Here is a 26,611-nt window from a genome sequence, read left to right on the forward strand (position 1 = left end):
TCCTCGCGGACCGGGCCCGTCCGGTCCCGTTCCCGGCCACGCAATATGAGCATTCCATGACAGAAGGAACTCCCCGCGGTGTGCTGCTCTCCCTAGAGGCAGATCATCCCGCTCGGACCGGCGCTCCCCGCACCGGCCGGAACCACCCTGGAGTTCCGCCATGCCCCACTCGTCCCGCAGGACCTACCGAGCGCGCCGCGCCGGCCGTACGTCACGGGCGAGGAAATGGTCCCTCGCGGTGGTCGCCGCGGTGGTCCTGGGCGTGGCCGCCTGGCCGGTCCTCACCTACTTCGACGTCTTCTCCGACAAGGGCGACCCCATCAGCTTCGGGGACGACAAGGGCGCCACCGCGGCGCCCGCGAACGCCGGGACGCTGATGCCGACGGGCCCCGAGGCCGATCTGCGGGTCGAGACCACGCTGGGGGACGGCACCAAGATCGCCAGGACCACGCTGCACGGCGCGAAGTCGGGCTTCACCGGCAAGGTGTGGGTGTGGGCGCCCAAGGAGTACAAGGACCCGAAGTACGCCAAGAGCGGCTTCCCGGTCCTGGTCGCGCTCCCCGGCGGCGAGGGGGCCCAGCAGAACTACTGGATGGGCACCGACCTCAAGCTCCAGTCGAGCATCGCCAAGTGGTCCCAGGAGGGCAAGAGCCTGCCCTTCATCGTGGTGATGCCCGCGCTCAACCCGGACAAGAAGTTCTACCGCGACGGCAGTGACATCCCGGGTCACGAGAAGATGGGCACCTGGCTGACGGAGGACGTCCCGGACCTGGTCAAGGCCAACTTCCGCACCATCAAGTCCCGTGACGGCTGGGCCTTCATGGGCTCGTCCTCGGGCGGCTTCGCCGGCATGAAGGCCGTGCTGAAGCACCCGGACAAGTTCAAGGCCGCCATCGCCTCGGGCCCGGACATCGTGCCGGACTCCCCGCTCTGGGCCGGGCACGAGAAGGAGAAGCGGGAGAACAACCCCCAGGTGCTCGCCGAGCGCCTGGCCGACAGCGGCAAGCCGGGCGTCTACCTCGCCTTCCAGGTCGGCACCGCCGAACCGGCGTCGGTGATGAGCCAGGTCAAGCAGTTCCGCGCGCAGTACGGGAAGGGGCCCGTCCACACGATGCTGCACGAGATACCCGGCGGGCAGCACGACGCCCACACCTACGTGCCGAACATGGAACAGGGCGGTCTCATCCAGTACATCAGCAAGCACATGCAGGGCCCGACGCCCGCGTCCTGACAGCGGCGGCGGAAGACGGCGGCCGGGGTGGAGGAACACCCCGGCCGCCGTCCCGTCGCCCCGGCTCAGCCCTTCGGCTTCAGGTCCTTGGTGAAGTGGAACGCGGCGATGGCCATCCGCTCACGCAGGTAGAAACGGTGCGCGTCGGTGCGGTGGGTACCCGAGTCCAGCACGAACACGTGGGCGCCCGCCTCACGGGCGTGCTCCTCCAGGTGGGCGAGCAGCGTGTGCCCGACACCGCCCGAGCGCGCGTCGGCGGAGGTCACCAGGTCGTCGACGTACAGCGAGCGCAGCGTGCTGGTGTTGACGACGACGCGCCAGCCGGAGGCACCGACGCACCGGCCGTCGTCGGTGTACGCGGCCGTGAACCTCAGGCCCTGCGCGTGGCCCTCGGCGTAGACGTCACGGAGGAGGTCCTCGGTGAGGTGCGGGCGGAGCTGGTGGAGGACGGGGAACAGGTCGGATATGAGCCGGGGGTCACCGGGCTCCAGGTCGATGATCTTCACACGGGCACTCTAGGGGCAGCCGGCGGGGAAATTCCGGGAGCCCGCCCCGCCGGCCTGCGATCATGTGCCGGTGATACCGAGCACCACCGCACCCGCCCCTGCCCCGATACCGGCCTTCGCCGGTGACTTCGAGGCCCATCTGACCGTCCGTCCCACCGCGACCGCCGGGGCCGACCAGGCCCTCCAGCGGTACGCGGCCGGCCACGGGATGAAGTTCACCGACATCCTGCTGGACCGCGGCCGCACCCCCAGCCAGCCGATGCTCACGCTGCGCCGGTCCGGGGCGCTGCCGGAAGTACGGGAGGCGGTGGAAGGCGCCGCCCGGGGGCTGGACGGCGCCGGGTTCACGGTCGTACGGACGAAGATCGAGGCGGCCCCGTGGGCCGACGGGGTGCCGGAGACCGACGCCGAGGCGGCGGTGCTCGGGGCGCGCTACTACTTCGAGCACCACCTCAAGCTGCTGCTCACGCCGGACACGGACCTCGCGGCGCTGGCGGGTCTCGCCGCCGCCCACCGCGCGCACCTGTCGCGCAACGCCCGCCGGGTGCGCGCCGACGGCCGCGCCGAGCGGTTCGTCACCCAGCGCTGCCGCGCGGTCGGCCGCCGGACGGCCGGGGCCCGGCTGGACGCCCTGGTGGCGGCCGTGCGGGCCGGCGGGCACACCCTCGTCTCCGAGGAGCGGGAGTTCGTCGTCCACGACAGCGACGAGTCGCTCGACGCGGGCTGGATCGACGAGACGGACGGCACGGGCGGCACCGGCGACGACGGAGAGGGGACGGGCGCATGACGACGACACCGTGGGAGCGGTTCCGGTACGGACCGTGGGACGCCGACATGGTCGTCCCCCAGTCGCCGCCGGACGAGGAGACCCGGGCGGAGCGGGACCTTCCGGCGACGCTCCTCCCCGTCCCGGGCGAAGGGGTGCTCCAGCACCCCGTGTACGACCCGGCGGCCAACCACCACGCGCTGGGCATGCGGCTGAGCGAGCCCGAGTTCACCGACCCGGGCACGGGCGACGCCTGGTACGCCGCCCGGCGCCGCGCCCTCGACCTCACCCTCGCGGCGGTCGCGGGCTCCCCGTGGGCGGAGCACCTGGTGCTGCGCGGGAGCGTGCTGCTCAAGGCGTGGTTCGGGGACGCCGCCCGGGAGCCGGGCGACCTGGACTTCGTCGTCGTGCCCGACACCTGGCAGCTCGGCGACGCCCGTACCGACACCATGCTGGAGGAGATCGCCCGGGCCGCCGAGGAGCGCTCGCGGGAGGCCGGGAGCCCGGTGCGGTTCGACGCGGCGGGCGCGGTGAGCGACGAGATCTGGACGTACGACCGGGTGCCGGGCCGACGCCTCGTCCTGCCCTGGACGGCCGTCGGGGACGGTGTGCCGCCCGGCACCGTCCAGCTCGACTTCGTCTTCAACGAGACCCTGCCCGCCCCGCCCGTACGGACCGAGGTGCTCCCCGGCGTGCCGATGCCGGCGGCGAGCCCGGAGCTCTCGCTCGTGTGGAAGCTCCTGTGGCTGGTGACGGACATGCACCCCGAGGCCAAGGACCTCTACGACGCCGTGCTGCTCGCCGAGCACGTCCGTGTCCCGTACCCGCTCCTGGAGCGGGTGCTGGCCGAGGCGGACGAGCCCGTCGGCCTCAGTTACCTCCTCTGGCACGCGGCCGAGGCCGACTGGGACGAGTTCGCCAAGGACCACGCGGCCCTCGCCGAGGACCGCGAGGGCCGGCTGACGCGCCTGGTCACCGCCCTCGCCCCGGGCTTCCATCCGGAGGAGGACGGCACGTACGCGCAGCTGGTCGCGGCCTTCGACCACACCACGGACATCCTCCGGGGCGAGCACGAGGCGGGCGGCATGGCGGCCGTCGAGGAGTGGCTCGGCGCGCGCTCGCTGCACTGCGTCGAGGCGCTCGTCGCCGTCCGTGAACTCCTCGGCCGCGAGGAGCACACCCTCGACGAGGCCGCGGAGGTGCTGGCGTCCTTCCGGGACACGCGCGCCGACACCCCGCGGTACCCCTACCGGAACGGCTGGTGCGGCGACGCCTTCCGGACCGCCGCCCGTCTGGGGGCCGCCTGCGCCTGACCGCCTCAGGCGCCCGGCGGATCGCCGCCCGGCGCCAGGGCGTGCACCAGCTGGACCCGGGAGCGGATGCCGAGCGTCGCGAAGACGTTGCGCAGGTGGTGGTCGACGGTCCGGTGGCTGAGCGTGAGCAGCGCGGCGACCTCCCGGTTGGTGCGGCCCTCGGCGACGTGCCGGGCCACCCGGAGCTGCTGCGGGGTGAGCGAGGCCAGCGCCCGCGGCCGGGTCTCCGGCTCCGCGCGCCCGGCCGCCCGCATCTCGTCCCTGGCCCGTTCCACCCATACGTCCGCGCCGCACGCCTCGAAGCGGAGCATGGCGCCCCGGAGATGGGCGCAGGCCTCGCCCGGTCTGCGCCGCCGCCGGAGGGACATGCCGGTCAGCAGGCTGGTGCGGGCCTGCGCGAACTCGCTCCCGGAGCCCTCCATGAGGGCGAGGGCCCGGTCGAAGGCCGGGTCCGCGGCGCCGGGGGCGGCGAGCAGGGCGCGGCAGCGCAGCGCCGTGGCGCGGCCCTGCCGGTCGGCGCTCGCCTCCGCCCACTCCTCGAAGCAGCGCAGCGTCGCCCGCGCCTGGCGGACGGCCCGCCGCCGGCCCACCGCGGGGAGCGCGGGGGCGGCCAGGGCGACGGCCTCCACGAAGTACGGGATCACGCGCTGCCGCCAGGCGAAGTGGTGCACCGAGGACGTGCCGAGGACGAGCGGCCGCAGCCGCTCCACCGCCTCCTCGGGCAGATTGTGCGCGAGGTCGAGCAGGCCCAGGCTCCAGGTCGCCAGCACGGCCGGGACCATCAGGCCGTGGGTCCGCGCCGTCGCGAGGGCCGCCCGCGCGTGGGCCCGGCAGCCGGTCCCGTCGCCGCGGACCGAGGCGGCCATGGCGAGCACGCCCCGCAGGTGTGCCGCGAGGTCGGGCCGGCCGGCGGCGAGCGCGGCGTCCAGGCCCCGCAGGGCGTGCGATTCGGCGCGCGCGTACCGGTCGGCGACGAGCTCGACCAGGGCGAGGTGCGTGAGGAGTCTCGGCACGGCGGCGGGGTGCCGGCCGGCCCGGGTCAGCGCGGAGGTCGCCAGCGCCCGCGCCTGCGACAGCCGGCCGAGCACCATCGCGGCGCGGGACGCGTACAGGAGGGCGTGCGGGTCGTCCTCGGGAGCGGCCCGGCAGGCCGTGCGGAGCAGGGCGGCCGACAGCCGCCCGTCGCCGCACATCGCCGCCGCGGCTCCGCGGTGGTAGTCCCGGACCGGGCCCGGCACCCCGCCGTGCGCCCCGAGGCGCCGCGCCGCGGCGAGGAAGCCCGCCCGGTCGCCGGCCGCCCAGGTGGTCTCGGCGGTCCGCTGGAGGGCGAGCGCGTCCAGGGCCGTGGCCCGGCGCGGCAGTCCGGCGCGCCGGGCGTGGCACGCGGCCGACGCCAGCCGTGCCGTGCGCGTGGGCTGGTCCTCGGCGCGCTCCGCGGCCCGGGCGAGCGCCACGGAGCAGCGGAGGTGCATCCGACGTGCGGGATCGCGCACCTGTTCCTCCTCGCTCGGACGGGGGCGCCGTTCAAGGGATGACGAACAAGTTACCTGTAAGTAAACCCCCTTGGGGAGTGGGCGGGCCGGCGCGTGCCGTACCGGCCGGAACACCCTGGCGATTTCGCCGATTCGCGGGGACGGGCCCCGGCCGCATGCTCCCGGCAGTCGATTCCGTAGACGATCCCCGACGGAGGCACACATGCGAAGGATCACGAGAGCGCTGGCCGTGACGGCGGCGCTGGCCGGTTCGGTCCTGGCCGGGCAGACCGGCACCGCGGCGGCCGCGACGCCCCGCGCGCCGGTCGTGTTCGTGCACGGCTACCTCGGCAGCGGCGTCATCTGGGAGCCCGCGAAGTCGGCGTTCGAGAAGGCCGGGTACGACAAGTCCGAACTGTTCACCTACTCCTACGACTTCAACGTCTCGAACCGGACGACCGCGCAGGGCCTGGCCGACTTCGTCGACAAGGTGAAGCGCGACACCGGGGCGAAGAAGGTCGACATCGTCAACCACTCCATGGGCGGCATGGTCACGATGTGGTACATCAAACAACTGGGCGGCACGGCGAACGTCGGCCGGGTCGCCTCCCTCGCGGGCGCCCACCACGGCACGAAGGTCTCCGCCCTCTGCACGGTCATGTCCCCGTCGTGCAAGGAGATGACCCCGGCTCGGAGTTCCTCGGCAGCCTGACGGCGGGTGACGAGACCCCCGGGCCCGTCGGCTACCGCACCTGGTACTCGCCCTGCGACGAGATCATCAACCCCTTCACGAGCACCGTGCTCAGCGGCGCCGTCAACACCTTCGTGCTGTGCGAGGAGCATCTCGCGTTCCTGGTCGACGGCCCGCTGCTCGCTCAGGTCGCCGCGTTCACCAAGGGCGCCTGACGGCCGCGCGGGACGGTGCCCGGCGGCCGTCCGGGCCGGCCGCCGTCACCCGGTGAGCCTGGCGAACGCGCGGTCCAGCGCGGCGTCCGGCAGCAGCCGGGACAGCGCCGCGGCCGCCCGGGCGTCGGCGCCGACGTGGTAGCGGGTCCTGGCCCGGGGGGCGGTCAGGGCCCGGAAGACCGTACGCGCGAAGTCCTCGGGCCGGGTGCCACTCGTCCGCGCCCGCTCCTCGTTCATGTCCAGGAAGCGCGCGAACGACGCCCGGTAGAGGCCGGCGACCTCCTCGGGCGCCCGGTCCAGGAGCTCCTCGCCGGCCTCCCGCACCTTGTCCCAGATCGGCGTCGCGATCGCGCCCGGGCGCACCACCGACACCGAGACGCCGAACGGGCGCAGCTCGCGCCGGAGGGCGTCGCTCATGCCCTCCTTGGCGAACTGCCCCGTCGCGTAGGCGCCGAGGTAGGGCACCGCGAGGGCGCCCAGGCCCGAGGAGACGTTGACGACGCGCCCCCGGGTGCGCCGCAGCTGCGGAAGGAAGGCCTGGGTGACGGCGACCGCCCCGACGACATTGGTGTCCAGCTGCGCCCGGAGCCGCTCGGGCGTGACGCACTCCAGCGGCGCCGACACGCACGTACCGGCGTTGTTCACCACCGCCCACACGCCCTGCCCGCCCGTGGCGTCGGCGACCTCGGCCGCCGCCGTCCGTACGGACTCCTCGTCGGTCACGTCCAGGATCACCGGCCGCAGCCGTGAGGAGGACGCCTCGGCGCGCAGCTTCTCGGCGTCCTCCGTCCTGCGGACACCGGCGAAGACACGGAAGCCGCGCCGCTCCAGGTGGAGCGCGCACTCCTTGCCGAGCCCGGAGGAGGCTCCGGTGAGGACGACGGCGCGGCCGGCCGGAGGGGTGGGCTTCGACTGTCGGATCAACTGCTCTCTCCTTGTTGCGAGTTCTTGTGTGCGAGACGCGTGGCGCGAGGGCGTGGGTCAGTCGTGGAGGGCGGACAGGACGACGCGCACGGACTCGTCGGCGAGCCGCCGCGCGCGTGCGGCCGGGACGAGCCCGTCCACGTAGCTGAAGTTCCACGCGAGGCGCCCGTGGCCGGTGACGGCGGTCGCCACGACGGCGCCCGTCACCGAGACGGCCGCGACGACCTGGGTGCCGGACACGCGCCAGGGGCCGGCCAGGTCGGGGAAGTCGTAGCGGCCGAGGTTGGACAGGCACAGGTTGAGCGGCCCCCGCTCGTCCATGTACCGCATGAACGACTCGCCGTCGGCCGAGGACCGCGGCCCCACCCGGTCCAGCAGGTTGACCATGGCGAGGTGCTCCTCGCGCCTGCGGCGCTCCGCCAGCTCCCGGACGACGTCCTTGGCCATCGGCCACAGCGGCCCGTCCGGCCGGTGGAGGACGCGGGACGGCAGGGTGGCCGCGTAGGAGCCCGCCTCGCCGGGGGAGACGGCGGGCTCCAGCTCGGCGCGGAAGTCGACGGGGGAGCCGATCGAGAAGTACGCGGGCCCGGTGGTGCCGGCCTCCCGGGCGACGGCGGTCACCATGGCGGCGGCGAGCGCCCCGTGCACCGTGGTGCCGTGCCGCTTGCAGGCCCGCGTCAGCGCCTCCAGCTGCCGCGCGTCCAGGGACCTGCGCACCCACCGGGTGCGCCGCTGTTCGAAGGGCACGGGCTCGTCGGCCACCACCCGGCGCGGTCGCAGCCGCGCGGCCTCCCGTTCGTCGCGCTCCAGCATGTCCGTGAGCCGGGCGGCACCCTCGGTGCCCCGGTGCCGGGCGGGGAGCAGGTCCTCCGCCGCGGGCAGCGCCCGCAGCGAGGCGCGGGACGGTTCCTCGCCGGCGGCGAGGAGCGCGGCGGTCCCGATCCACTCCTTGAGGACGGCCAGGCCCGTCATGCCGTCGGCGACGCAGTGCGAGGCGGTGAGCAGCAGGTCGTGGACGGCCTCGGGGTCGTCGGCGGCCGTCTCCCGGGTGATCACGGTGGCGCGCACCAGCGGCCCCCTGCGCCAGTCGATGCCCTCGGCGAGCTCGTGCTCCTCGATCTCGCGCTCCCACCGGGTGTCGGCCGACGGGTCCTCCGGGGACACCAGGACGTGGCGCAGCGGGATCTGCCGCCCGGTCAGCGGCCGGAAGGCGGGCTCCGCCCCCGCCTCGTCACCGGTGATCGCGACCCGCAGCAGGGGGTGCCGGGCCTGGACGACGTCGAGGGCGCGGCGCAGCAGCGGCAGCGGCGCGGGGCCGTGCAGCCGGGCCCGGATGACACCGCTGAGCGGTGAGGTCCGGTCGGCCGTCCAGTACCAGCGCTCCAGCGGGCTCAGCGGGCGCCGCACGCGCGGCTCCGGCGCCGGGACGCCGGGGAAGGTGAGGGCCTCCTCGTTCTGCCGGGCGAGCTCCTCACGGGGCGTCAGCCGGAAGTAGTCGTCCCGGACCTTCCGCAGGCCCGGTGTGTCGGCCTGTTCGAGGTCGCTCATCGACCGGGAGGCGGCGACCATGGCCCGGGTGCGGTCGCGGCGGCGTTCCTCGTACGTGCGCAGGGCGAGCGGCAGGTCGTCGAGGGCCCCGGGCTCGGCGAGGGTGTGCGCGAGGACGGCCGCGTCCTCGACGGCCATGGCCGAACCCTGGCCGAGCGTGGTCAGCATGGGGTGGGCGGCGTCGCCGAGCAGGGTCACGGGCCCGTCGCCCCAGCGCTCCAGGAAGGCGCGGTCGCGGGAGGGCACGGCGATGACGTCCTCCGCCGGGGTGGCCTCGATCACCGCCCGCACCTCGTCGGCCCACCCCTCGTACGCCCGGGTGATCTCCTCCTTGGCGCCGTCCCAGGCGTGCGAGCGGGCGGCCGGCATGTTCTTCGTGCCCCACCAGTAATAGCGGCCGTGGCCGATGTCGATGAGGCCGAACCGCTGCCCGCTGCCCCAGTAGTGGCGCACGGAACCCGGGGTGAGCGCCGGGTGGTCGAAGGGCACGATGCCGAGCCAGCACACATAGCCGCTGTCCTCGGAGGGTTCGGAGCCGCCGACGAGCTGCGCGCGCACCGCCGAGTGGAAACCGTCGGCGCCGATCAGGAGGTCGCCGCGGGCCGAACTCCCGTCCTCGAAACGGACGGTGACGCCTGTGTCGCCGGTCTCGTAGCCGACGGCGGCCGAGCCCAGGTGGACGGGGACGCCACCGGCCGCGTCGAGCAGGGCCTCCTGGAGGTCCGAGCGGCTCAGGCAGACGCTGGGCGCGCCGACCTTGTCGCAGACCTCCTTGAAGGGGATGTCCCGTATCTCCGCGCCGGTGTGGTCCAGGACGACGAACGACTCCACGACCTGGCCGCGCTTCTCCAGGCCGAGGTCGATGCCGAGCGTGGCCAGCGCGGCGACGGCGTTGCTCATCACGGAGAGGCCGGAGCCGGCCGCGCGGAGCTCGCCGGCGCGCTCGTGCACCTCGACCTCGACGCCGGCCCGGCGGAGGGCGACGGCGCAGGCCAGGCCGCCGATGCCGGCGCCGATGACGAGGGCCTTGACGGGTGCGCCGGTGCGGGGGTGTGCCGTCATGACGTCACCGCCCCTCGGGGGAGCCGGCGGTACCGGTCCCGATCAGTTCCGCGACGGTCCTGGCCACGTGTTCCACGTACGGTTCCTCCATGATCGTGAGATGGTCGCCGGCCACGTCGACGACGCGGAGCAGCCCGCTGGTCATGTCGCGCCAGCCGTTGGTCCGGTCCTGGTGGCGGCTGCCCGCGGCGCCGTGCATGGCGGTGAGTACCTCCGGCAGCGGCCGCACGGCCCGGACGAGCGTGAGGTCCTGGTCCTGGACGCCCGGCCGGTAGTCCAGCGCCGCCCGCCAGTTGGCCCGGTAGACGCCGAAGAGACGGCGTATGACGGCGCCCGAGCTGCCCGCGGGGAGGACGCCCGCGTCGGTGGCCAGCCGGGCGATGAAGTCGAACTTCTCCTCCAGGGAGACCAGTTCGTCCGGGATGGCCTCCATCGGGGAGTCGCCGCCGCGCTCCAGCAGGAGCAGCTCCCAGAAGAACCACCGCAGCAGCGCGTCGTCGTCGTGCCGGGCGCGGGCGCCCCGGTCCAGGGCGGTGGTGTCCAGCAGCACCAGCCGGGACACCTCCTCGCCCGCCGCCCGCAGCTGCCGGGCGATCTCGAAGGCGACGAAGCCGCCGAAGGACCAGCCGCCCACGGCGTACGGGCCTCGGGGCTGCACCTCGCGCAGCGCGGCGATGTAGCGGGCCGCGAGCTCCTCGACGGTGCGCAGCGGGGTGGTGCCGGGGTCCGCGCCCGCCGCCTGGAGGGCGTACAGCGGCTGGTCGTCCGGCAGGTTCCGGGCGAAGGGGACGTAGCACAGCACGTTGCCGCCCATGGGGTGGACCATGAACAGCGGGCGGCGGGTGCCCTCGGCGCGGATCGGCACCACGGGGTCGTACGCGGCGACCGCGTCGCCGGCCCGCAGTCGCGCCGCGAGGGCGGCCACGGTCGGCGCGGCCACGAACCCGGACAGCGGGACGCCGACGCCGTAGCGCTGCTCGATCCGGACGACGAGCCGCATGGCGGTGAGCGAGGTGCCGCCCAGGTCGAAGAGGCTGTCGCGGACGCCGACGGCGGGCAGTCCCAGCAGGTCCGCGAACATCTCGGCGAGCGCCCGCTCGTAGGCGTCGCGCGGCACGCCGCCCGCCGCGGCCGCCTCGGCGGGCGCCGTGAGCGGGGCCCGGCGCAGCGCGGCGTCGTCGCGCTTGCCGCTGGGGGTCAGCGGCAGCGACGCCACCCACTGGAGGTGCGCGGGGACCATGTGGCCGGGCAGCGTGGCGCGCAGGTGCTCGCGGATCCCGGCCAGGTCTGCGGCCGAGCCGTCGCCGACGAGGAAGGCCGCGAGGAAGGCGTCGCCGTCGGCGCGCCGCCGGGCCACGACGGCCGCGTCGCGCAGCGCCGGGTAGCGCGTGGCCAGGCCGGTGAGGGCGAGCTCCACCTCCGCGGGCTCGACGCGGAAGCCACGCACCTTGACCTGGGAGTCGGCCCGGCCGGCGTACGCGAGCGTGCCGTCGGGCAGCACCAGGCCGAGGTCGCCGGTGTCGTAGAGCCGCCGCCCGGGGCCGGCGAAGGGGTGCGGGACGAAGCGCTCCTTGGTCAGGTCCGGGCGCCCCTCGTAGCCGTCGGCCAGGCAGCCGCCGCCGAGGTGGATCACCCCGCGCGCCCCGGCGGGCACCGGGCGCATCCGGTCGTCCAGCACATGTGCCTCGGCCCCGGCGACGGGACGGCCGATCGGCGGCAGCGCGGGGAACGTCGCCGGGTCGCCGGTCATGGTGAAGGCGGTGGCGACGTGCGTCTCGGTGGGCCCGTACTGGTTCTCCAGGACGGCGCCGGGCAGCGCGGCGCACAGCGTGCGGATCTCCTGGGTGACGCGCAGCTGTTCGCCGGAGGAGACCAGCACGCGCAGCGCGCGGGGGACGAGCCCCAGGGCGGCCGAGGTCTCGGCCAGCTGCTGGAGCGCGACGTAGGGGAGGAAGACCCGCTCGACGCCCTCGCGGTCGAGGAGCCGCAGCAGCCGGGGGATGTCGCGCCGCTCGGCGTCGCTCACCAGGTGCAGGGTGCCGCCGGAGCACAGGGTGGAGAAGATCTCCTGGAAGGAGACGTCGAAGCTCAGCGGCGCGTACTGGAGGGTCGACCCGCCCACGGCGCCGCTCGCGGTCCCGTTCTGCCAGGCGACGAGGCCGGCCAGGGAGCGGTGCGGCATCGTCACGCCCTTGGGCGTGCCGGTGGAGCCGGAGGTGAACAGGACGTAGGCGGCGCTGTCGGCGTCGGTCCGGGGCGCGTCCGCGAACGGTTCCGCGAAGGACCCGGGCCCCTCGGTGAGGTGCTCGGCGGGCAGCACCAGCGCCGGGTCGCCGGCGAGGTGGGCGTACGGGGCGTGGGCGACGACCCGGAAGGGCCGGGCCGTCTCCAGCATCGCGGCCAGCCGCCGGGCCGGGTAGCCGACGTCCAGCGGCACCACGGCGCAGCCGGAGCCCAGCACGCCCAGCAGCACGGCGATCATCTCCGGCGAGCGGTCCATGGCGATGCCGATCCGGGCGCCGGGCGGGGCGCCGAGCGCGCGCAGCCGGCCCGCCACGTGCCCGGCGGCCTCGGCCAGCCGTCCGTAGCTCCACCGCTCCCCGCCCCGCACCAGCGCGGTCGCCCGCGGGGCGTGTGCCGCCCGCCGGGTGAAGAGCTCGACGACGGTGGGGTGGTCCACGGCCTTCGCGAGGACCGGCCGGCCGGCGAGGAAGGCGAGGTCGGGCTCGGCGCGCGGTTCCTCCAGCAGCTTCCGCAGGACGCGCGGGAACACCCGGGCGTAGAGGTCCGCCCGCTCGGCGGAGAACGTCTCGCCGTCACCGTCGATCCGCAGCCGTACGCGCCCGCCGTCGGGGTCGGTGACCGCGTTCACCAGGAGCCGGAAGCTGGTCTCCTCCCAGGTGCGGAACTCCCGCAGGCGCACGCCGGGCAGGCCCAGGACCTCGGCGAGCTGGTGGAAGTGCACGTAGTTGAAGGCGGTGTCCAGGACGGGGCCGCCGTGGTCCTCCTGGACGGCGCTCAGCGGGTAGCGGCGGTGGGCGTGCCCCTCCTGCTCCTGCCGGAAGGCCTCCCGCGCCACGTCCAGCAGGCTGTCCCGGCCGGTGTCCAGGCGCAGGGGCACCGTGTTCAGGAAGAGCCCGGCGACGCGCTCGGCACGGGCGAGCTCGGGCCGTCCGTGGGTGACCAGTCCGGTGGTCACGTCGTGGGTGCCGGCGAAGACGCCGAGCGTCAGGCAGTGCGTGGCGAGGAGCACCGACTTCACGGGCAGGCCGTGCCCGGCGGCGAACGCCCGCAGCCGGGCGGCCAGGTCGTCGGGCAGGTCGGCGAAGCGGGACACGGGCCCGCCGCCGGTGTGCGGGCGGTGCGGCCGGAACGCCTCGATCTGAAGGGGCTCGCGGCCGGCCAGCTTCTCCTGCCAGTAGCGCCGCGCCTCCTCGGAGGCCAGGGCGGCCCGCTCCTCCCGCACGTGCGCCGCCGCCGCCGGCGGCAGGGGCGCGGTGTCGACGGGCCCGATGCCCAGGCCGAGACCGTGCGCGTAGTCCTGGAGGAGCTCCTGGAGGAGGCTCGCCACGCTGCCGCCGTCGAGGAGCGCGTGGTGGAAGCTGAGGACGAGGTCGACCGTCCCGGGCCGGACGTGGGCCCGGAAGAGGTGGAGCGGCCCCCGGCCGAAGTCGTAGCCGTGGCGGCGGCGTTCCTCGACGTGCGCGTGAACCTCGGCGTCGGCCGCGGCCGCGTCGAGGGAGCGCAGGTCCACGACGTCCAGGCCGCCTTCCGCCCGGGGGCGGACGACCTGGAGCGGCTCGGAGCAGCCCGCCAGGTCGAAGCGGGAGCGCAGCGCCGGATGGCGGGCCGCGAGCCGGGCGTACGACCGGCGGAACGCCTCCTCGTCCCAGGGGAGTTCGAGGCGGTACAGGAACACGTCCTTGTACATGGCGGAGGACTCGTCCCGGCGGCTGTGGTAGAGCAGGCCGAGCTGGAGCCGGCTGAGCGGCCAGGCGTCCTCGGCGCCCTCCAGCCGGGCCCGGTCGATCCTGGACACGAGCCCGAACGGCGCCGGGGCGGCCTCGGCCGCGGGCGTCACCGCACTCCCGGCGCGGGCGGCGAGGCCGGCGACCGTGGGGTTCCTGACGAGGTCGGTGAGCGAGAAGCGCAGCCCCCGCGCCTCGGCCTCGGCCCGTACCCTGAGCATCAGGATCGAGTCGCCGCCGAGCGCGAAGTAGTCGTCGTGGACGCCGACGTCCGCCACGCCCAGCACGTGGGCCCAGACCTCGGCCAGGACCGCCTCGGCGTGGTTCCGCGCCTTCAGCCCCGGGGCCGCGCGCGGGGTGTCGTCCGGCGCGGGCAGCGCGCGGCGGTCGGCCTTGCCGTTGGGGGTCAGCGGGACGGCGTCGATGCGGACGAAGTGGGCCGGGACCATGTACGCCGGCAGCGTCCGGCCGAGCCGTTCCCGCAGCGCCGCCGGGTCGATGCCGGCGTCGGCCACGTAGTAGCCGGTGAGGTAGGTGCCGCGGGCCTCGGTGGTGCGGTCGACGACGAGGGCGTCGCGGACGCCGGGCACCGCGCGCAGGGCGGCCGCCACCTCGCCGGGTTCGACGCGGTTGCCCCGGATCTTCACCTGGCCGTCGAGGCGCCCGAGGTACTCCAGGGTGCCGTCCGCCAGCCAGCGGGCGAGGTCACCGGTGCGGTACATCCGGCCGCCCGGGACGAACGGGTCCTCGCGGAACCTCTCGGCGGTCAGCTCCGGGCGGCCCAGGTACCCCCGGGCGACACCGGCGCCGCCGGCGCACAGCTCACCGGCGACACCGGTGGGCTGCGGCAGGCCGGCGTCGTCCAGCACGTACAGCCGGGTGTTGTCGATCGGCCGGCCGATGGGCACCCGCGTCACGTCCCCTTCGCGGGGGCAGTCGTGGTACGAGACGTCGACGGTGGCCTCGGTGGGGCCGTAGAGGTTCACCAGCCGCACCGGGGAGCCGGGGCCGAAGACGCGGTTGAACTGCTCGACGCGCGCGGCGGGCAGGGCTTCGCCGCTGGCGAAGACGTAGCGCAGGGAACCCAGTTCCCGCACGGCCTCCGGGTCCCCCTGGAGGAGGTCGAGGAACGGGCCGAGCATCGAGGGCACGAAGTGCGCGACGCTGACCCGCCGCTCGCGGACGGTCCGCAGGATCTCCTCCGGGTCCTGCTGGCCTCCGGGCGCCAGCAGCGCCACGCCCGCGCCCTCGACCGCCCACCAGAACAGCTCCCACACCGAGACGTCGAAGGAGACCGGGGTCTTCTGGAGCAGGACGTCGTCCGGCCCGAGCGGATAGCGGCCCTGCATCCACGCCAGGCGGTTGACGACGCTGTGGTGCTCCACCATCACACCCTTGGGGCGGCCGGTCGAGCCGGAGGTGTAGATGACGTAGGCCAGGTCGCGGGAGGTGGCGAGCGGCGCGAGCGGGGCACCGTCCGCGCGCAGCAGGTCCTCGACACGGCGTACGACCGTGCCCTCGGCGACCTCGGGGACGGGCGCGTCAGCGTCGACGATCACCACCTTGGCGCGGCTGTCCGCCAGCAGGAACCGCACGCGCTCGGCCGGGTAGCCGCGGTCCACCGGCACATAGGCGCCACCGGACTTCAGCGTGCCCAGCAGCGCCACGAGCAGCAGCGGCCCGCGCTCGGTCAGCACGGCGACGCGGTCGTCCGGGCCGACGCCCTCGGCGCGCAGGGCGCGGGCGACGCGGTTGGCCCGCTCGTCGAGCTCGGCGTAGGTCAGGGTCTCCCCGGCGGCGCCGGTGACAGCCGTCGCACCGGGGATCCGGGCGGCCCGGGCCTCGAACAGACCGTGCAGGGTGGCCTCGTCGGCGTACGGCACGCGGGGGCCGTGGGCGCGGGCCGCGGTGAGGTCCGCGAACTCGGCGGCCTCCAGCATCGGCACGGTGGACACGGGCTCGTCCAGCATGTCCACGCCGTTGCGGAGGAGCGTCGTGAGGTGGCGGGCGACCGACTCGACGGGGAGGTCGTCGTCGAAGACGTCGCGGGCGTAGTCCAGGTCGACGTGGAGGCCGGCCGTGTCGTCGAAGGCGGAGACGAAGACGCCCAGGGCGTCCTGTTCGTGGGAGGGCGCCAGCAGGGCCGTACGCCGCTCGATCCCGGGCAGTACGGCCGGCCGCGGCCAGCGCATGTAGGAGAGCGTCACGTCGAACAGCCTGCGGGGGCCGTCGGGGGAGGCGGGCAGTTCGCGGAGGACGTCGCCGAGCGGCAGCCGCTGGTGCCGCTGGAGCGCGCGGGTCGCGTCCTGGGCCGCGGCGGCCAGCTCACGTACCGTACGCCCGCCGCCCGCCGGGATCCGCAGCGGCAGAGTGTTGGCGAACTGGCCGAGGACGTCCCGCCAGGGGCCCGGGCGGTTGAGGAGGGGGACGCCGAGCACGGCCTCCTCGGCGCGGTGCAGGCGCGTCAGGTACGTACCGAGCATGGCGGCGAGGTACGCGAACGGGGAGAGGCCGGCGGCGCGCACCTTCCCGGCGAGGGCGCCGTCGACGGTGAACGCGTGACGCCCGCGCGCCGATCCGTCCGGGGTGCGGGCGAAGAGGGCCGGCGTCACGCCGGTGAGCGCCTCCCGGTGGAAGGCGCGGTCCCGTTCGGCGTCCGCGCCGGCGCGGTAGGCGGCTTCCTCGTCGAGGACCGCGAGGTAGGAGGACGAGGGGGCCTCGCTCCCGCCGCCCGCCGCCGTCCGCGCGTAGTCGTCGAGTATCTCGCCGCCCAGCCGGTGGAAGGTCCAGCCGTCGGTGACGAGGTGGTGCGCCTTGACGTGCAGATGGGTGACGCCGGGGCCCTCCACGAGCAGGGTGGCCCGGACCAGGGGGCCGCCGGCGGGCGGCAGGGCCTCCGTGAGTGAACGCCGCATCCACGCGGCGCACGCCGCGCCCGGGTCGGGGTCCTGGCCGAAGTCGACCCTGTCCACGCGGACGCCCTCGGGCTCCGCCCACTGGAAGGGGGTCCCCGCGCGCTCGCCGAACCGCAGCCGAAACGTTTCGTGGCGCTCCAGCGCGCGCTCCGCGCACGCGGCTAACCGCTCGTGGTCGACGCTGCCCCGCAGGCGCTCGTGGAGGACGCAGTTGAACTGCGGCGAGTCCGGATCCTGCGCGCTCGCGGCCCAGACGTCCCGTTGGTAGGCCGTCAGGGGGCGCTGTACTTGACTGGTCACGTGAGTCTGCTTTCGACGGTGGACCGCTCGGGTGGTCAGCGGTCCCTTTCTTGATCGCCATGATGCCTACTCGTGAGTAGTGGTGCGGTCATCGTGAGTAACGGACGGGCAAAGCAAGACGGAAATCCGCCAACAGGCCGTAAGTGCCCGTGAGGGGCGTGTACCGGACACCGGGCAAGCCTCGCGATCTTCTGGGGGAGCCTCGGCCGGGGGAGTCCGGGGGCGCCGGATGTCCGGAACGCCACGCCGGGCGGAGGTCTTGAGGCGGCGCCGCCCCTCGGAAAGATGGCGGAATCGAGGAATCCGCGATTCCGCGGCGAGGAACCGCGCGGTGGGGAGCACGCGCGCGGCGGGCCGGCGCGGCACGGTAGCAGCGTCCGGTGGGAGAGAGCGGCACTTCGGCAGAGGTTTGTCAGGGGCCGCGAACGCTCGTCCGCACCGCGCCGCCGGGGGCTAGCGTCCGTGGGCATTCCGGCAGGCGACCGAAGAGGTCGCGGAAGTCGCAGAAGTCGAAGAAGGTGCCATGCGATCCGTTCGTTTCCCCCGTTACGCGCGCTCCCCGGGTCTGCCGCGCCCGTTCTCCCAGCGGGCCCTCGGCACCGGGCTCGTCGTCTTCTCCCTGGCGGCCACGCTCCTGGCCCTCCTGATCCCGGTCCACCTCTTCGGCGGCGCCGGGCCCGCCGCGGCCGACGCCCGCACCACCTGGAGCGACGACGGCCAGGGGACCACGGCGACGCCCTTCGGGCCGCTGACCCCGCTGGACCGGGACTTCGTGCGCAGGGTCCGGCTCGCCGGGCTGTGGGAGAAGCCCGCGGGGAGGCTCGCCCAGGAGCGCGGCACCAAGGACGCGGTGCGCATGGCCGGCGACCACCTCGTCGACGGCCACACCGAACTGGACCGGCGCTCCGTCGAGGTGGGCCGCGCCCTCGACGTGACCATGCCGGAGCGGCCCAACGCCGACCAGCGGGGCTGGCTCGACCAGCTGAACGCCGCCCGGGGAAGCACCTTCGAGCGGCTGTTCGCCAACCTGGTGCGCGCCGCCCACGGCAAGGTGTTCGCGCTGGTGGCGCTCGTCCGCGACCGCACCGCCAACGCCATGGTGCGAGAACTGGCGACCCGCGCCAACACGGTCGTCCTCGACCACATCACCGTCCTGGAGAACACCGGACTCGTCGACTTCCCCCACCCTGGCAACGACGAAAAGAAGTGACCCCACATGATGCGACAGGCCCACAAACGCTCGCAGTTGAGGACCCGGGCGGTGGTGGCCGCCGCGGCCCTGCTGCTCGGCGGCGGCGGAACGGCGGTGATCGCCCAGCACGCCTCCGCCGGCGCCTCCCGCGACACCGGCGGCCAGGACGCGGGGCGGACCTCCCGCGATACGGGCGGCGCTGCCGCCACCGAGGCGACGACCCTGGAGTGCCCCGACGTCGGCGACCGCCTCCGCGACGTCCCCGCGCCGGCGCGGACGGCGGTCTCCCGTGGCCTCTCCGAACTCGACGCCCAAGTGGCCCGGGCCTACGAGCGCATGACGGCAGGCCAGGACGCCCCCGACGCGGTGCTCGACGAGCTGAAGACGAAGCGCGCCGGGACCATAGGCGAGATCAACGACTCCCTCAAGACGGACGGTAACGGCCCTGCCCCCGCGGCCGTGGAACCGGCGGCACTCAGCGGCTGCCGCACCCGGCAGGTCAGCACCGCCGCCGCGGACGACTCCTCCCGCGACCTGGCCCCCCGGCTCGGCCCGCGGGGCAAGCCGGGCGGCCCCTCCCGCGCCGACTTCGCCGACATCAGGACCGCCCCGCAGCGGAACGGACCGCGCGCCCGCCCCGGCGGCTCCACCGGCACCTTCACCTCCGTGTGCGGTCGCAACGAGAACGGGCACTTCAACCCCGACAACGTCATCGTCACCCCGGGGGTGCGCAACGGCGCCCACCACATGCACGACTATGTGGGCAACAAATCCACGGACGCCTTCTCCACCGACGCGAGTCTCGCGGCCGCGGGAACGACCTGCACCAACGGGGACAAGTCCAGTCACTACTGGCCCGTACTACGCGTCCTGGACGGAAAAGCGGCACCCGACGCGAATGCCCCGGGCGGCGGACACGACGGGAACATGGGAACCGTGCTCCGGCCCGCTTCCGTGACCCTGCAATTCAAGGGCAGCCCGGTCTCCAAGGTGACCGCCATGCCGCGCTTCCTGCGCATCATCACCGGGGACGCCAAGGCGCTCACCAACGGAGTGGCCAACGCGAATGCCTCATGGAGCTGCGAGGGCTTCGAGAACCGGCAGCTCAAGGACAAATACCCGATCTGCCCGCGGGGCGCCGACGTCGTCCGCACCTTCGCCTTCCAGAACTGCTGGGACGGCCGGAACACCGACAGCGCCAACCACCGCACCCACGTCGCCTTCGCCCGCCCGGACGGCTCCTGCCCGCGCGGCTTCCGGGCCGTTCCGCAACTGGTCCAGCGCATCACCTACGACGTCCCGGCGGGCGTGCCCTTCGCCGTGGACAGCTTCCCCGAGCAGCTGCACAAGCCGGTCACGGACCACGGCGACTTCATCAACGTGATGTCCGACCGCCTGATGGCCCAGGCGGCCTCCTGCGTCAACAGCGGCCGCACCTGCTGACAGGAGAACGGACCGGCGCCCCGTGACGCCGGTCCCCCGCGAACCCCCGGCCCCGGGTGCTCCCCCCACCCATGCCGCCCGGCGCCGGGAAGGCGGCGGCCCCCGACAGCCGGGTCGGGGGCCGCCGCGCCCCGTGTCTCACAGCCCGTTGACGCGGGCCCTTCCCGCCGGCCCCAGGGGATGGACCGCGGCGCCGAGGGCCCGCGCGGCACCCGGCGCCCGTGACCTCAGCTGCCGGGTACGGGCCAGCAGGCGCCGGCCGCGCAGCGCCAGCTCCAGCTCGAAGCGCGTGTGCGGCTCGCGCATCGCCGGCCCGAAGAGCTTCTCGATCTGACGGAGCCGGTAGCGCACCGTCTGCGGGTGCACCTTCAGGGTCCGGGCCGCCTCCGGCGCGCCACCGCTCTCCAGCCAGGCCAGCAGCGTCACCTCCAGCCGCTCGCTCTGCCGCGGCGTCAGATCCTCCAGCGGGCGCAGCCACCGCGCGGAGAGGGCCCGGGCCAGGGACTCGTCCTGGAGCATCAGCAGTTCGGAGAGGTGGTCGTCGACGCACACGACCCGCTCCGCCGGGCCGCCCAGGGCCGCGGCGACGGCCAGCAGCCGGCGCGCCCAGCGCAGCGAGGCGGCGGCGTCCGCGACCGGCACCGAGTGCCCGACGGCCGCCACCCGGCAGCCCAGCGCCGCCTCCAGCGCCGCGCGCCCCGGCAGCCCCGGGTCCGGGACCAGCAGGCACAGGTCGGCCTCGACGGTGCCGGGCAGGCCGTGGCCGAGGGCCGCCGCGAGCGCGGGCGCCAGCTGGGGCACCAGCTGCGGGCCCGGCTGAGGAGCCGCGTGGGACAGCGGATGCGGCAGCGAGTGGGACGACGGGTGCGGTGACGAGTGCGGTGACGGGTGGGACGTCAGCGCCTCGTTGGGGGTACCGAGGACGACGGCGCGCACCCGGCGGGGGAGCGGCCACCCGGCCTGGCCCGCCAGCTCGGCCAGGACCTCGCCCGGTACGTGCCGGTCGTCGGTGAGCGCGGCGAACAGGGCCTGCCGGGCCCGGGTGGCCGGCATGGCGGTGACCACCTGCGCCGGTTTTCGCCGCGGTCGCGGGCCCGTCCCCGGCGGTATGCGCTCCGGGTCCGCCCCCGGCACCTGCCCCAGCCCCAGCGCCCGCAGCAGCGCCTGCTCCACGGCGGCCCGCGTCGCCTCCGTACCGATGCGCTGCGACACCGCCGAGAACGCGGGCGTGCCGCGCTGGAGTTCCTCCGCCACCGAGGCGGCGACCGCGGGAAGTTCCTTTCTCAGGACCCGGGTCCACTCACCGCGCGGCCGTGACCAGATGCGGTTCAGCATTTCGCACATCGTCTACCTCCGGACTTCCGTACCGGGCGGGAGGGCCGGGAAAGCCGTCGGCGGCCTCTCGCCTGAGTGGGCATCATCCGCAGCCGACCACTGCCGTGGGGACAGCCGGGCGTGAATTTGTCACAGCGCGATAAACCTTATGAAGTTCCGGTGAAGTTGGGCGATGCTTCTGCACATTCAGCCGCCGGACCATGAGTGGCCGGCCGGTCACATCGAGTGAATTCGACGATCGCCCTGCCGGCGGACACCGCCGATGCGAGGGATTTCCGGATTTCTCAGGAACACGGACGGTCGCCGGGACCCCGGCCGGCCGCCCGTCGGAGAACCAGATGCATAAGTCGCGAACGCAAACACTTCTGTCCCGCCCGCGAACCGGCCACCGGACGCGTACCGGAATCCGACGCCGGGCCGCACGGCCGCGTCCGTCCGCCGGACCCCCGGCCGGTCCGCCGGCCCGGCCGCCCGCCAAGCCCTCGCCCCGGCCGCGGGCCCTGCCGCAGACCCGGCCCTCCGCGCGCCCCGCGCTGCCCGCGGCGATCCTGCTGTTCCTCGCCGTCGCCGCCCGTTCCGGCGTGGCCGAACGGGCCCGGGAATTCCTCGACTTCGGCGCGGGCGTACTCGCGCTCGTCTCGCTCACCTCCACCGTGCTGTGGGGGCTGGCCGCGACCGACCGACGGCTGCTGGGCTCGGCCCACCGGCTCCTCGCCCAGGGCGTGCACCGCGGACTGGCCGTGGCCGGGCTCGGCTTTCTCGCCCTGCACGTGTGGGTGAAGATTGCCGAGGACCGTACCAGTACGACGGCCGCCGCCGTCCCGTTCACCGACTCCGGGCACCCCCTGCTCATCGGACTCGGTACGCTCGCCGGTTACCTCTTCGTCGCCGTCGCGGTCACCGGCGCGGTGCGCAGCGCCTTCTCCGGCGTCGGCCGCTCCCGCCGGTGGCGGGCCCTGCACATGGCGGCCTACCCGGCCTGGGGCGCCGCCCTGGTGCACGGCCTCCACGCCGGGCGGCCCGCGGCCGGCTGGGCGACGGCGGGGTACGCGCTGTGCGTGACCGGCGTCGGCACCGCCCTCACGCTGCGCCGGCGGGCCCGGCTGCGCGAGGCGCGCGGAGCACGGCGGTGAACCGCGCCGTCCCCACCCTCGCCACCGTCGGACCGCCCCGGCTGCTGGCCGGGCTCGACGAGACGGCGTGGATGGACCGCGAGGCCCACCTGGCCGCGCACGGCCCCGCCCCGGCCCTCGGCCCGCACGAACTCGCCGGGCTCGCCGAGGACATCGGCCTGCGCGGGCGGGGCGGCGCCGGATTCCTCTTCGCCCGCAAACTGCGGGCCGTGGCCGACGCCCAGCGGCACCGGGGCACCGGCGCGGCCGTCGTCGTCAACGGCAGCGAGGGCGAGCCCGGCTGCCTCAAGGACACCGCGCTGCTGCTCTACGCGCCGCACCTGGTCCTCGACGGCGCCGTGCTCGCGGCCGGGGCACTCGGCGCGCACCGGGTGGCCGTCGGCGTCACCCGGCCGGACGTCGAACGGTCCGTGAACCGGGCGATCGCCGAACGGGACCCGGCCGGGCCCGCCGGCCCGGCCGTCGACGTCACCCTGCTGCCCGAACGCTTCGTCACCGGCGAGAGCAGCGCGCTCGTCCGCGGCATCGACGGCGGCCCCGCGCTGCCCTCCGGGCGCCGCGTCCGCACCAGCGACAGCGGCCTCGGCGGCCTGCCCACCCTGCTGTCCAACACCGAGACCTTCGCCCAGCTCGCCCTCGCCGCACGGCTCGGCGCGGCCGGCTACGGCGCCGCCGGGCTGCCGACCGAACCCGGCACCGTGATGCTCACCGTGGCCGGCACCCACGCCGTGGAGACGCCGACCGGGGTCCCCCTGCCGTACGTCCTGGAACTCTGCGGCACCGCGCCCGGGCAGGGCGTGCTGATCGGCGGCTACCACGGCGGCTGGCTGCCGCCCGACGCGGTACGCGCCGCCACCGTCTCCCGCGACTCCCTCGCCGCGGCCGGCGGCGTCCTCGGCGCCGGCGCCGTGCTGCCGCTGCCGGAGACCACCTGCCCGGTCGGCGAGACCGTCCGCGTGACCCGCTGGCTGGCCGCGCAGTCGGCGGGCCAGTGCGGCCCCTGCGCCCTCGGCCTGCCGGCGCTCGCCGAGGCCCTCGCCGACGCCGCGGCGGGGGGCGGACAGGGCGCCCTGGACGCCGCGCGCGCCCGGATGTCCGCCGTGGAGCGGCGCGGGGCGTGCGGACACCCCGACGGCAGCACCCGGTTCGTCTCCTCCGCCCTCACGGTCTTCGGCGAGGAGTTCGCCGCCCACGCCCTGGGCCACGGCTGCGGCCGCCAGACCCTCGGCGCGCTGCCGCTGCCCGCCGACGGGGCGCGGGCGGCGCCCGGCCCGCTCGGCTCGCTTCCGGTACGCGGCGTCGGCGCCGCGCGGCCCCCGGCGGAACACCTGCTCGTCGACTGGACCCTGTGCCGGGGCCACGGGCTGTGCGCGGACCTGCTGCCCGGCCTGCTGCGCCTGGGCCCGGACGGCTACCCGGAGCGGGCCGTCATGCCCGTACCCGCGCGGATGCGCCCGCGGGCCCTCCGGGCGGTGCGGCGCTGTCCCGCCCTCGCCCTGCGCGTCGAGGCCGCCGGCTGAGCGGCCGTGAGGCCGTTCCGCCACCGAAGTCCTTGTCACCGGGGCCTCGTCGCCCGTTCCGGCGCGCGGTTTCTGTCATCCGGTGACAAATTCCCGGGCCCGTTGAGCGCACGGCGGGCCCACCCCGTAATCCCACGGCAACGGCGGACCACCGCCGGGTCACGAGCAAAGGACAGCCCATGAACAAGCGTCACGTCTCCCTCGCCTCGGCGGCGATCACGGTCATGCTGCTGACGGCGGCCTGCGAGGGCGGGGGCGGCTCGTCCGCGACGGACGACTACGGCAAGGCCCCCGCCGGGAACAGCTCGAAGATCGACGACGGGTACGGCTCGGGCGGGTCCTCGTCGGCGGACCCCTCCGCGCCCGGCTCCGAGGGGGCGGACGCCAAGGCCGGGCGGCTCGCCGTGCGCGACGCCCCCGGCATCGGTTCCGTCGTCGCGGACGCCAAGGGCCGGACCCTCTACCGCTTCGACAAGGACACCGCCGGCCCGTCCGCCTCCCGCTGCGACGGCGACTGCGCCAAGGCGTGGCCGCCGGTGCCCGCCGACGACGCGAGCGCCACCTCCGGCATCGGCGCCGCGCTCGGCGAGGTGGAACGCGCCGACGGCACCCGGCAGCTCACCCTCGCCGGCTGGCCCGTCTACCGCTACGTCAAGGACACCGCCCCCGGCGACACCAAGGGCCAGGGGGTCGGCGGCACCTGGAACGCGTTCGCCCCCGACGGCAAGAAGGCCGGCGGGAAGCCGGCCGGCGGACAGGACGCCCCGAAACCCTCCGCCGCCCCGAGCGACGCCCCGAAACCCGCGGATGAGGCGGAACCGGCCGCCGAGGGCGTCTCCGTCGGCGCCGACCGGACCCTCGGCAAGATCCTCGTCGACGGGCAGGGGCGCACCCTCTACCGCTTCGACAAGGACAGCGCCTGGCCCATGAAGTTCGCCTGCGACGGCGCCTGCCTGGACACCTGGAAGCCGGCGAAGCCGGTCGAGAAGAGCGCGGTGCGCGGCGTACCGGAGAAGCTGATCACCACCGTGACGCGCCCGGACGGGACGAAGCAACTGGCGGTGGACTGCTGGCCGGTCTACTGGTTCACCGGCGACAAGAAGCCCGGGGACACCGAGGGCCAGGGCAAGCAGGGACTCTGGTTCGCCGTGGACGACCAGGGCAAGAAGGTGACCACCCCGGCGGGTTGAGGGAGCGCCGTGTCCCGGGCGGTGGGACCCCTGAGTTCCGGGGAGATCCCACCGCCCGGCCCGGGTCACGCCGGAAGGGCGTCGACCGTCGGCGCGACCGTACCGAACAGATCGGTGACGGTCGTCAGGGCGCCGGCCTTGAGAGCGGCCGCGGGGACGACGGTGCCGTCCGGGGCCGCGAGCGCGCGGGTGGCCGTGGCCTCGGCGACGACCGTGGGCCGGTAGCCGAGGTTGAAGGCGCCCTCGGCGGTGAACGTGACGCACATGTGCGTCATGAAGCCGGCCAGGACGAGGTCGTCACCCGCGCCGACACCGAGCTCCGTCAGCGTCTTCACCAGCTCGGTGTCGTGGAAGGAGTTCGGGAAGCGCTTGACGACGACGGCCTCGCCCTCCACCGGGGCGACCTCGTCGCTGATGCGGCCGATCTCGGCGCGGATGTCGTACGGCGAGCCCTCGCCGCCGTCGTGGAGGACGTGGACGACGGGCGTCCCCGCGGCCCGGGCCCGCGCCAGCAGCCGGGCGCCGGCGGCCAGGGCCTCCTCGGCGCCGTCGAGCGCCATCACGCCGGAGCGGTAGGTGTTCTGGAAGTCGATCATGATCAGCGTCGACGCGCCCAGCCGGGGCAGCCGGTCGTCCAGGCCGGAGACGGCGCGGAGCGTGGCGGAGGGGGTGGAGACGGTCATGGGAGGTCCTTTCCAGGGGTGGGTAAGAGGGAAACTCAGAGGGAAAAAGGAGTCGGTCGGACGCGGACGTGAACGGGCGGCGGGAATCCGGGCACGGCGAAGCCGCGCGGCCGGCCGGAGCCCGCGTTCGAGGCGTGGTTCCAGGCGTACGGGACCCCGGGGGATCAGGCGGTCGTCGTACGGAAGCGGCGGCGGTACGCGGCGGGCGTGGTGGCGAGCTGCCGCCGGAACGCCCGGTGCAGGGTCTCCACCGAGCCGAGCCCGGCGGTGGCCGCGACCCGGTCGAGCGGGTGGTCGGTGCCCTCCAGCAGGCGGCGCGCCGCCTCGACCCGGGCGGCTTCGACGTAGGCGGCCGGGCTGGTGCCGGTCTCCTGGGTGAAGACCCGCGCGAAGTGCCGTTCGCTCAGGCACATCCGGGCCGCCAGGGCCCCCGCCGAGAGGTCCTCGCCGAGGTGGTCGGCGATCCACAGGCGCAGCTCGTCGATGTCGCGCCGGGAGGTGGCGGCGCCGGCCAGCGGCACGGAGAACTGGCTCTGCCCGCCCTGCCGCTTGAGGTACATCACCAGCTGCCGGGCCACCGCGAGCGCCACCTCCTCACCGTGGTCCTCGGCCACCAGGGCCAGGGAGAGGTCCAGGCAGGCGCTGATCCCCGCCCCGGTCCAGAGGCGGCCCCGGTCGGCGCGGACGAAGATCGGGTCCGGGTCGACCGTGACGGCGGGGTGGTCGGCGGCCAGCTGGGCGGCGGTCGACCAGTGCGTGGTCGCCGTCCGCCCGTCCAGCAGGCCGGCCGCCGCCAGCACATGGGCGCCCACGCACACCGACGCCACCCGCCGGGCGTGCGGCGCGGTGGCCCGTACCCACTCCACGACCTCCGGGTCGACGCGGGCCACCGGGCCGGAGTCGCCCCGGTCGACCGCGCCCGGCACCAGGAGGGTGTCCACCCGCGCGCCGACCTCCGCGAACGACAGGTCGGCGCACAGCCGCACCCCCGCGGACGTCCGGACCTCGCCCGCCCGCGGCGCGGCGAGCCGGACGTCGTAGCGGGCGCGGCCTCCGGTCTCCCGGCCGGCGAGGGCGAACACCTCGGCGGGGCCGGTGACGTCGAGGAGGTCGACGTCGGGGAAGACCGCGATGACGACACGGTGCGTAGTGGGCATGCGTCCATCGTCGGGGCTGAAGGTCATGGCCGCAATGACGGTTTCCT

At 75.1% G+C, this 26,611-nt stretch carries 16 protein-coding genes and 1 pseudogene; 9 read left to right on the plus strand and 8 right to left on the minus strand.

Going from position 1 to position 26,611, the window contains the following annotated elements:
* Positions 1-160: 160 nt before the first annotated feature.
* Positions 161-1,231 (plus strand): alpha/beta hydrolase, encoded by a 1,071-nt coding sequence (locus tag SMD11_RS30130; protein WP_087929451.1) that lies wholly within the window; start codon positions 161-163, stop codon positions 1,229-1,231.
* Positions 1,232-1,296: 65 nt separating this feature from the next.
* Here the strand turns inward: SMD11_RS30130 and SMD11_RS30135 are convergent, their stop codons facing one another.
* Positions 1,297-1,737 (minus strand): GNAT family N-acetyltransferase, encoded by a 441-nt coding sequence (locus SMD11_RS30135; RefSeq protein ID WP_087929452.1) that lies wholly within the window; start codon positions 1,735-1,737, stop codon positions 1,297-1,299.
* A gap of 70 nt (positions 1,738-1,807) precedes the next feature.
* Between SMD11_RS30135 and SMD11_RS30140 the strand changes: the two genes are divergently transcribed.
* Together SMD11_RS30140 and SMD11_RS30145 are read left to right on the plus strand one after the other, a co-directional pair.
* Positions 1,808-2,524 carry a hypothetical protein gene (locus SMD11_RS30140; RefSeq protein WP_234366223.1) on the plus strand — a complete coding sequence of 239 codons (717 nt, stop codon included), beginning with the start codon at positions 1,808-1,810 and terminating at the stop codon, positions 2,522-2,524.
* Positions 2,521-3,816 carry a nucleotidyl transferase AbiEii/AbiGii toxin family protein gene (locus tag SMD11_RS30145; protein ID WP_199843984.1) on the plus strand — a complete coding sequence of 432 codons (1,296 nt, stop codon included), beginning with the start codon at positions 2,521-2,523 and terminating at the stop codon, positions 3,814-3,816. The genes SMD11_RS30140 and SMD11_RS30145 overlap by 4 nt, the downstream gene beginning before the upstream one ends.
* 5 nt (positions 3,817-3,821) lie before the next feature.
* Here SMD11_RS30145 and SMD11_RS30150 read toward each other — a convergent pair whose 3' ends face one another.
* Positions 3,822-5,309, minus strand: coding sequence for a helix-turn-helix transcriptional regulator (locus tag SMD11_RS30150; RefSeq protein WP_159395392.1), 1,488 nt, complete (start codon positions 5,307-5,309; stop codon positions 3,822-3,824).
* Between the two features lie 202 nt (positions 5,310-5,511).
* Between SMD11_RS30150 and SMD11_RS30155 the strand changes: the two are divergent.
* Positions 5,512-6,194, plus strand: a pseudogene (locus SMD11_RS30155) (esterase/lipase family protein).
* Between the two features lie 45 nt (positions 6,195-6,239).
* Here SMD11_RS30155 and SMD11_RS30160 read toward each other — a convergent pair.
* The 3 genes from SMD11_RS30160 to SMD11_RS30170 are packed head-to-tail and all read right to left on the minus strand — an operon-like array spanning position 6,240 to position 16,911.
* Positions 6,240-7,118, minus strand: a complete 879-nt coding sequence (locus tag SMD11_RS30160) for an SDR family oxidoreductase (protein WP_087929455.1) — start codon at positions 7,116-7,118, stop codon at positions 6,240-6,242.
* Between the two features lie 57 nt (positions 7,119-7,175).
* A complete protein-coding gene (locus SMD11_RS37135) occupies positions 7,176-9,728 on the minus strand; it encodes an FAD-dependent monooxygenase (protein ID WP_087929456.1) in 2,553 nt (850 codons plus the stop codon).
* 4 nt (positions 9,729-9,732) lie between these two features.
* Complete coding sequence (locus SMD11_RS30170) at positions 9,733-16,911, minus strand: amino acid adenylation domain-containing protein (protein ID WP_234366226.1); 7,179 nt, start codon at positions 16,909-16,911, stop codon at positions 9,733-9,735.
* A 523-nt stretch (positions 16,912-17,434) separates the two neighbouring features.
* Between SMD11_RS30170 and SMD11_RS30175 the strand changes: the two genes are divergently transcribed.
* Positions 17,435-18,121, plus strand: a complete 687-nt coding sequence (locus SMD11_RS30175) for a DUF4142 domain-containing protein (protein WP_087929457.1) — start codon at positions 17,435-17,437, stop codon at positions 18,119-18,121.
* Between the two features lie 6 nt (positions 18,122-18,127).
* Positions 18,128-19,546 (plus strand): DUF1996 domain-containing protein, encoded by a 1,419-nt coding sequence (locus SMD11_RS30180; protein ID WP_087929458.1) that lies wholly within the window; start codon positions 18,128-18,130, stop codon positions 19,544-19,546.
* Positions 19,547-19,684: 138 nt separating this feature from the next.
* Here the strand turns inward: SMD11_RS30180 and SMD11_RS30185 are convergent, their stop codons facing one another.
* Positions 19,685-20,881 carry a PucR family transcriptional regulator gene (locus SMD11_RS30185; RefSeq protein WP_324614784.1) on the minus strand — a complete coding sequence of 399 codons (1,197 nt, stop codon included), beginning with the start codon at positions 20,879-20,881 and terminating at the stop codon, positions 19,685-19,687.
* Positions 20,882-21,462: 581 nt separating this feature from the next.
* Here SMD11_RS30185 and SMD11_RS30190 point away from each other — a divergent pair.
* From SMD11_RS30190 to SMD11_RS30200, 3 genes are all read left to right on the plus strand, one after another.
* Positions 21,463-22,014 carry a hypothetical protein gene (locus SMD11_RS30190; RefSeq protein WP_234366227.1) on the plus strand — a complete coding sequence of 184 codons (552 nt, stop codon included), beginning with the start codon at positions 21,463-21,465 and terminating at the stop codon, positions 22,012-22,014.
* On the plus strand, positions 22,011-23,534 hold the full coding sequence (locus SMD11_RS30195; RefSeq protein WP_324614785.1) for an NADH-ubiquinone oxidoreductase-F iron-sulfur binding region domain-containing protein: 1,524 nt from the start codon (positions 22,011-22,013) through the stop codon (positions 23,532-23,534). The genes SMD11_RS30190 and SMD11_RS30195 overlap by 4 nt, the downstream gene beginning before the upstream one ends.
* Before the next feature lie 179 nt (positions 23,535-23,713).
* Positions 23,714-24,724 carry an SCO0930 family lipoprotein gene (locus SMD11_RS30200; protein WP_087929460.1) on the plus strand — a complete coding sequence of 337 codons (1,011 nt, stop codon included), beginning with the start codon at positions 23,714-23,716 and terminating at the stop codon, positions 24,722-24,724.
* A gap of 65 nt (positions 24,725-24,789) precedes the next feature.
* Here the strand turns inward: SMD11_RS30200 and SMD11_RS30205 are convergent, their stop codons facing one another.
* A complete protein-coding gene (locus SMD11_RS30205) occupies positions 24,790-25,407 on the minus strand; it encodes an isochorismatase family protein (protein ID WP_087929461.1) in 618 nt (205 codons plus the stop codon).
* Between the two features lie 164 nt (positions 25,408-25,571).
* A complete protein-coding gene (locus SMD11_RS30210) occupies positions 25,572-26,564 on the minus strand; it encodes a GlxA family transcriptional regulator (protein WP_087930816.1) in 993 nt (330 codons plus the stop codon).
* Positions 26,565-26,611: the final 47 nt, after the last annotated feature.

Origin of the sequence: Streptomyces albireticuli (assembly GCF_002192455.1) — a bacterium.
GTDB lineage: Bacteria > Actinomycetota > Actinomycetes > Streptomycetales > Streptomycetaceae > Streptomyces > Streptomyces albireticuli_B.

Bases quoted from the DNA above. Each gene is read 5' to 3' on its own strand.
- SMD11_RS30130 (WP_087929451.1), top strand. From the start codon at position 161: ATGCCCCACTCGTCCCGCAGGACCTACCGAGCGCGCCGCGCCGGCCGT.
- SMD11_RS30145 (WP_199843984.1), top strand. From the start codon at position 2,521: ATGACGACGACACCGTGGGAGCGGTTCCGGTACGGACCGTGGGACGCC.
- SMD11_RS37135 (WP_087929456.1), bottom strand. From the start codon at position 9,728: ATGACGGCACACCCCCGCACCGGCGCACCCGTCAAGGCCCTCGTCATC.
- SMD11_RS30175 (WP_087929457.1), top strand. From the start codon at position 17,435: ATGCGATCCGTTCGTTTCCCCCGTTACGCGCGCTCCCCGGGTCTGCCG.
- SMD11_RS30180 (WP_087929458.1), top strand. From the start codon at position 18,128: ATGATGCGACAGGCCCACAAACGCTCGCAGTTGAGGACCCGGGCGGTG.
- SMD11_RS30185 (WP_324614784.1), bottom strand. From the start codon at position 20,881: ATGCTGAACCGCATCTGGTCACGGCCGCGCGGTGAGTGGACCCGGGTC.
- SMD11_RS30200 (WP_087929460.1), top strand. From the start codon at position 23,714: ATGAACAAGCGTCACGTCTCCCTCGCCTCGGCGGCGATCACGGTCATG.
- SMD11_RS30205 (WP_087929461.1), bottom strand. From the start codon at position 25,407: ATGACCGTCTCCACCCCCTCCGCCACGCTCCGCGCCGTCTCCGGCCTG.
- SMD11_RS30210 (WP_087930816.1), bottom strand. From the start codon at position 26,564: ATGCCCACTACGCACCGTGTCGTCATCGCGGTCTTCCCCGACGTCGAC.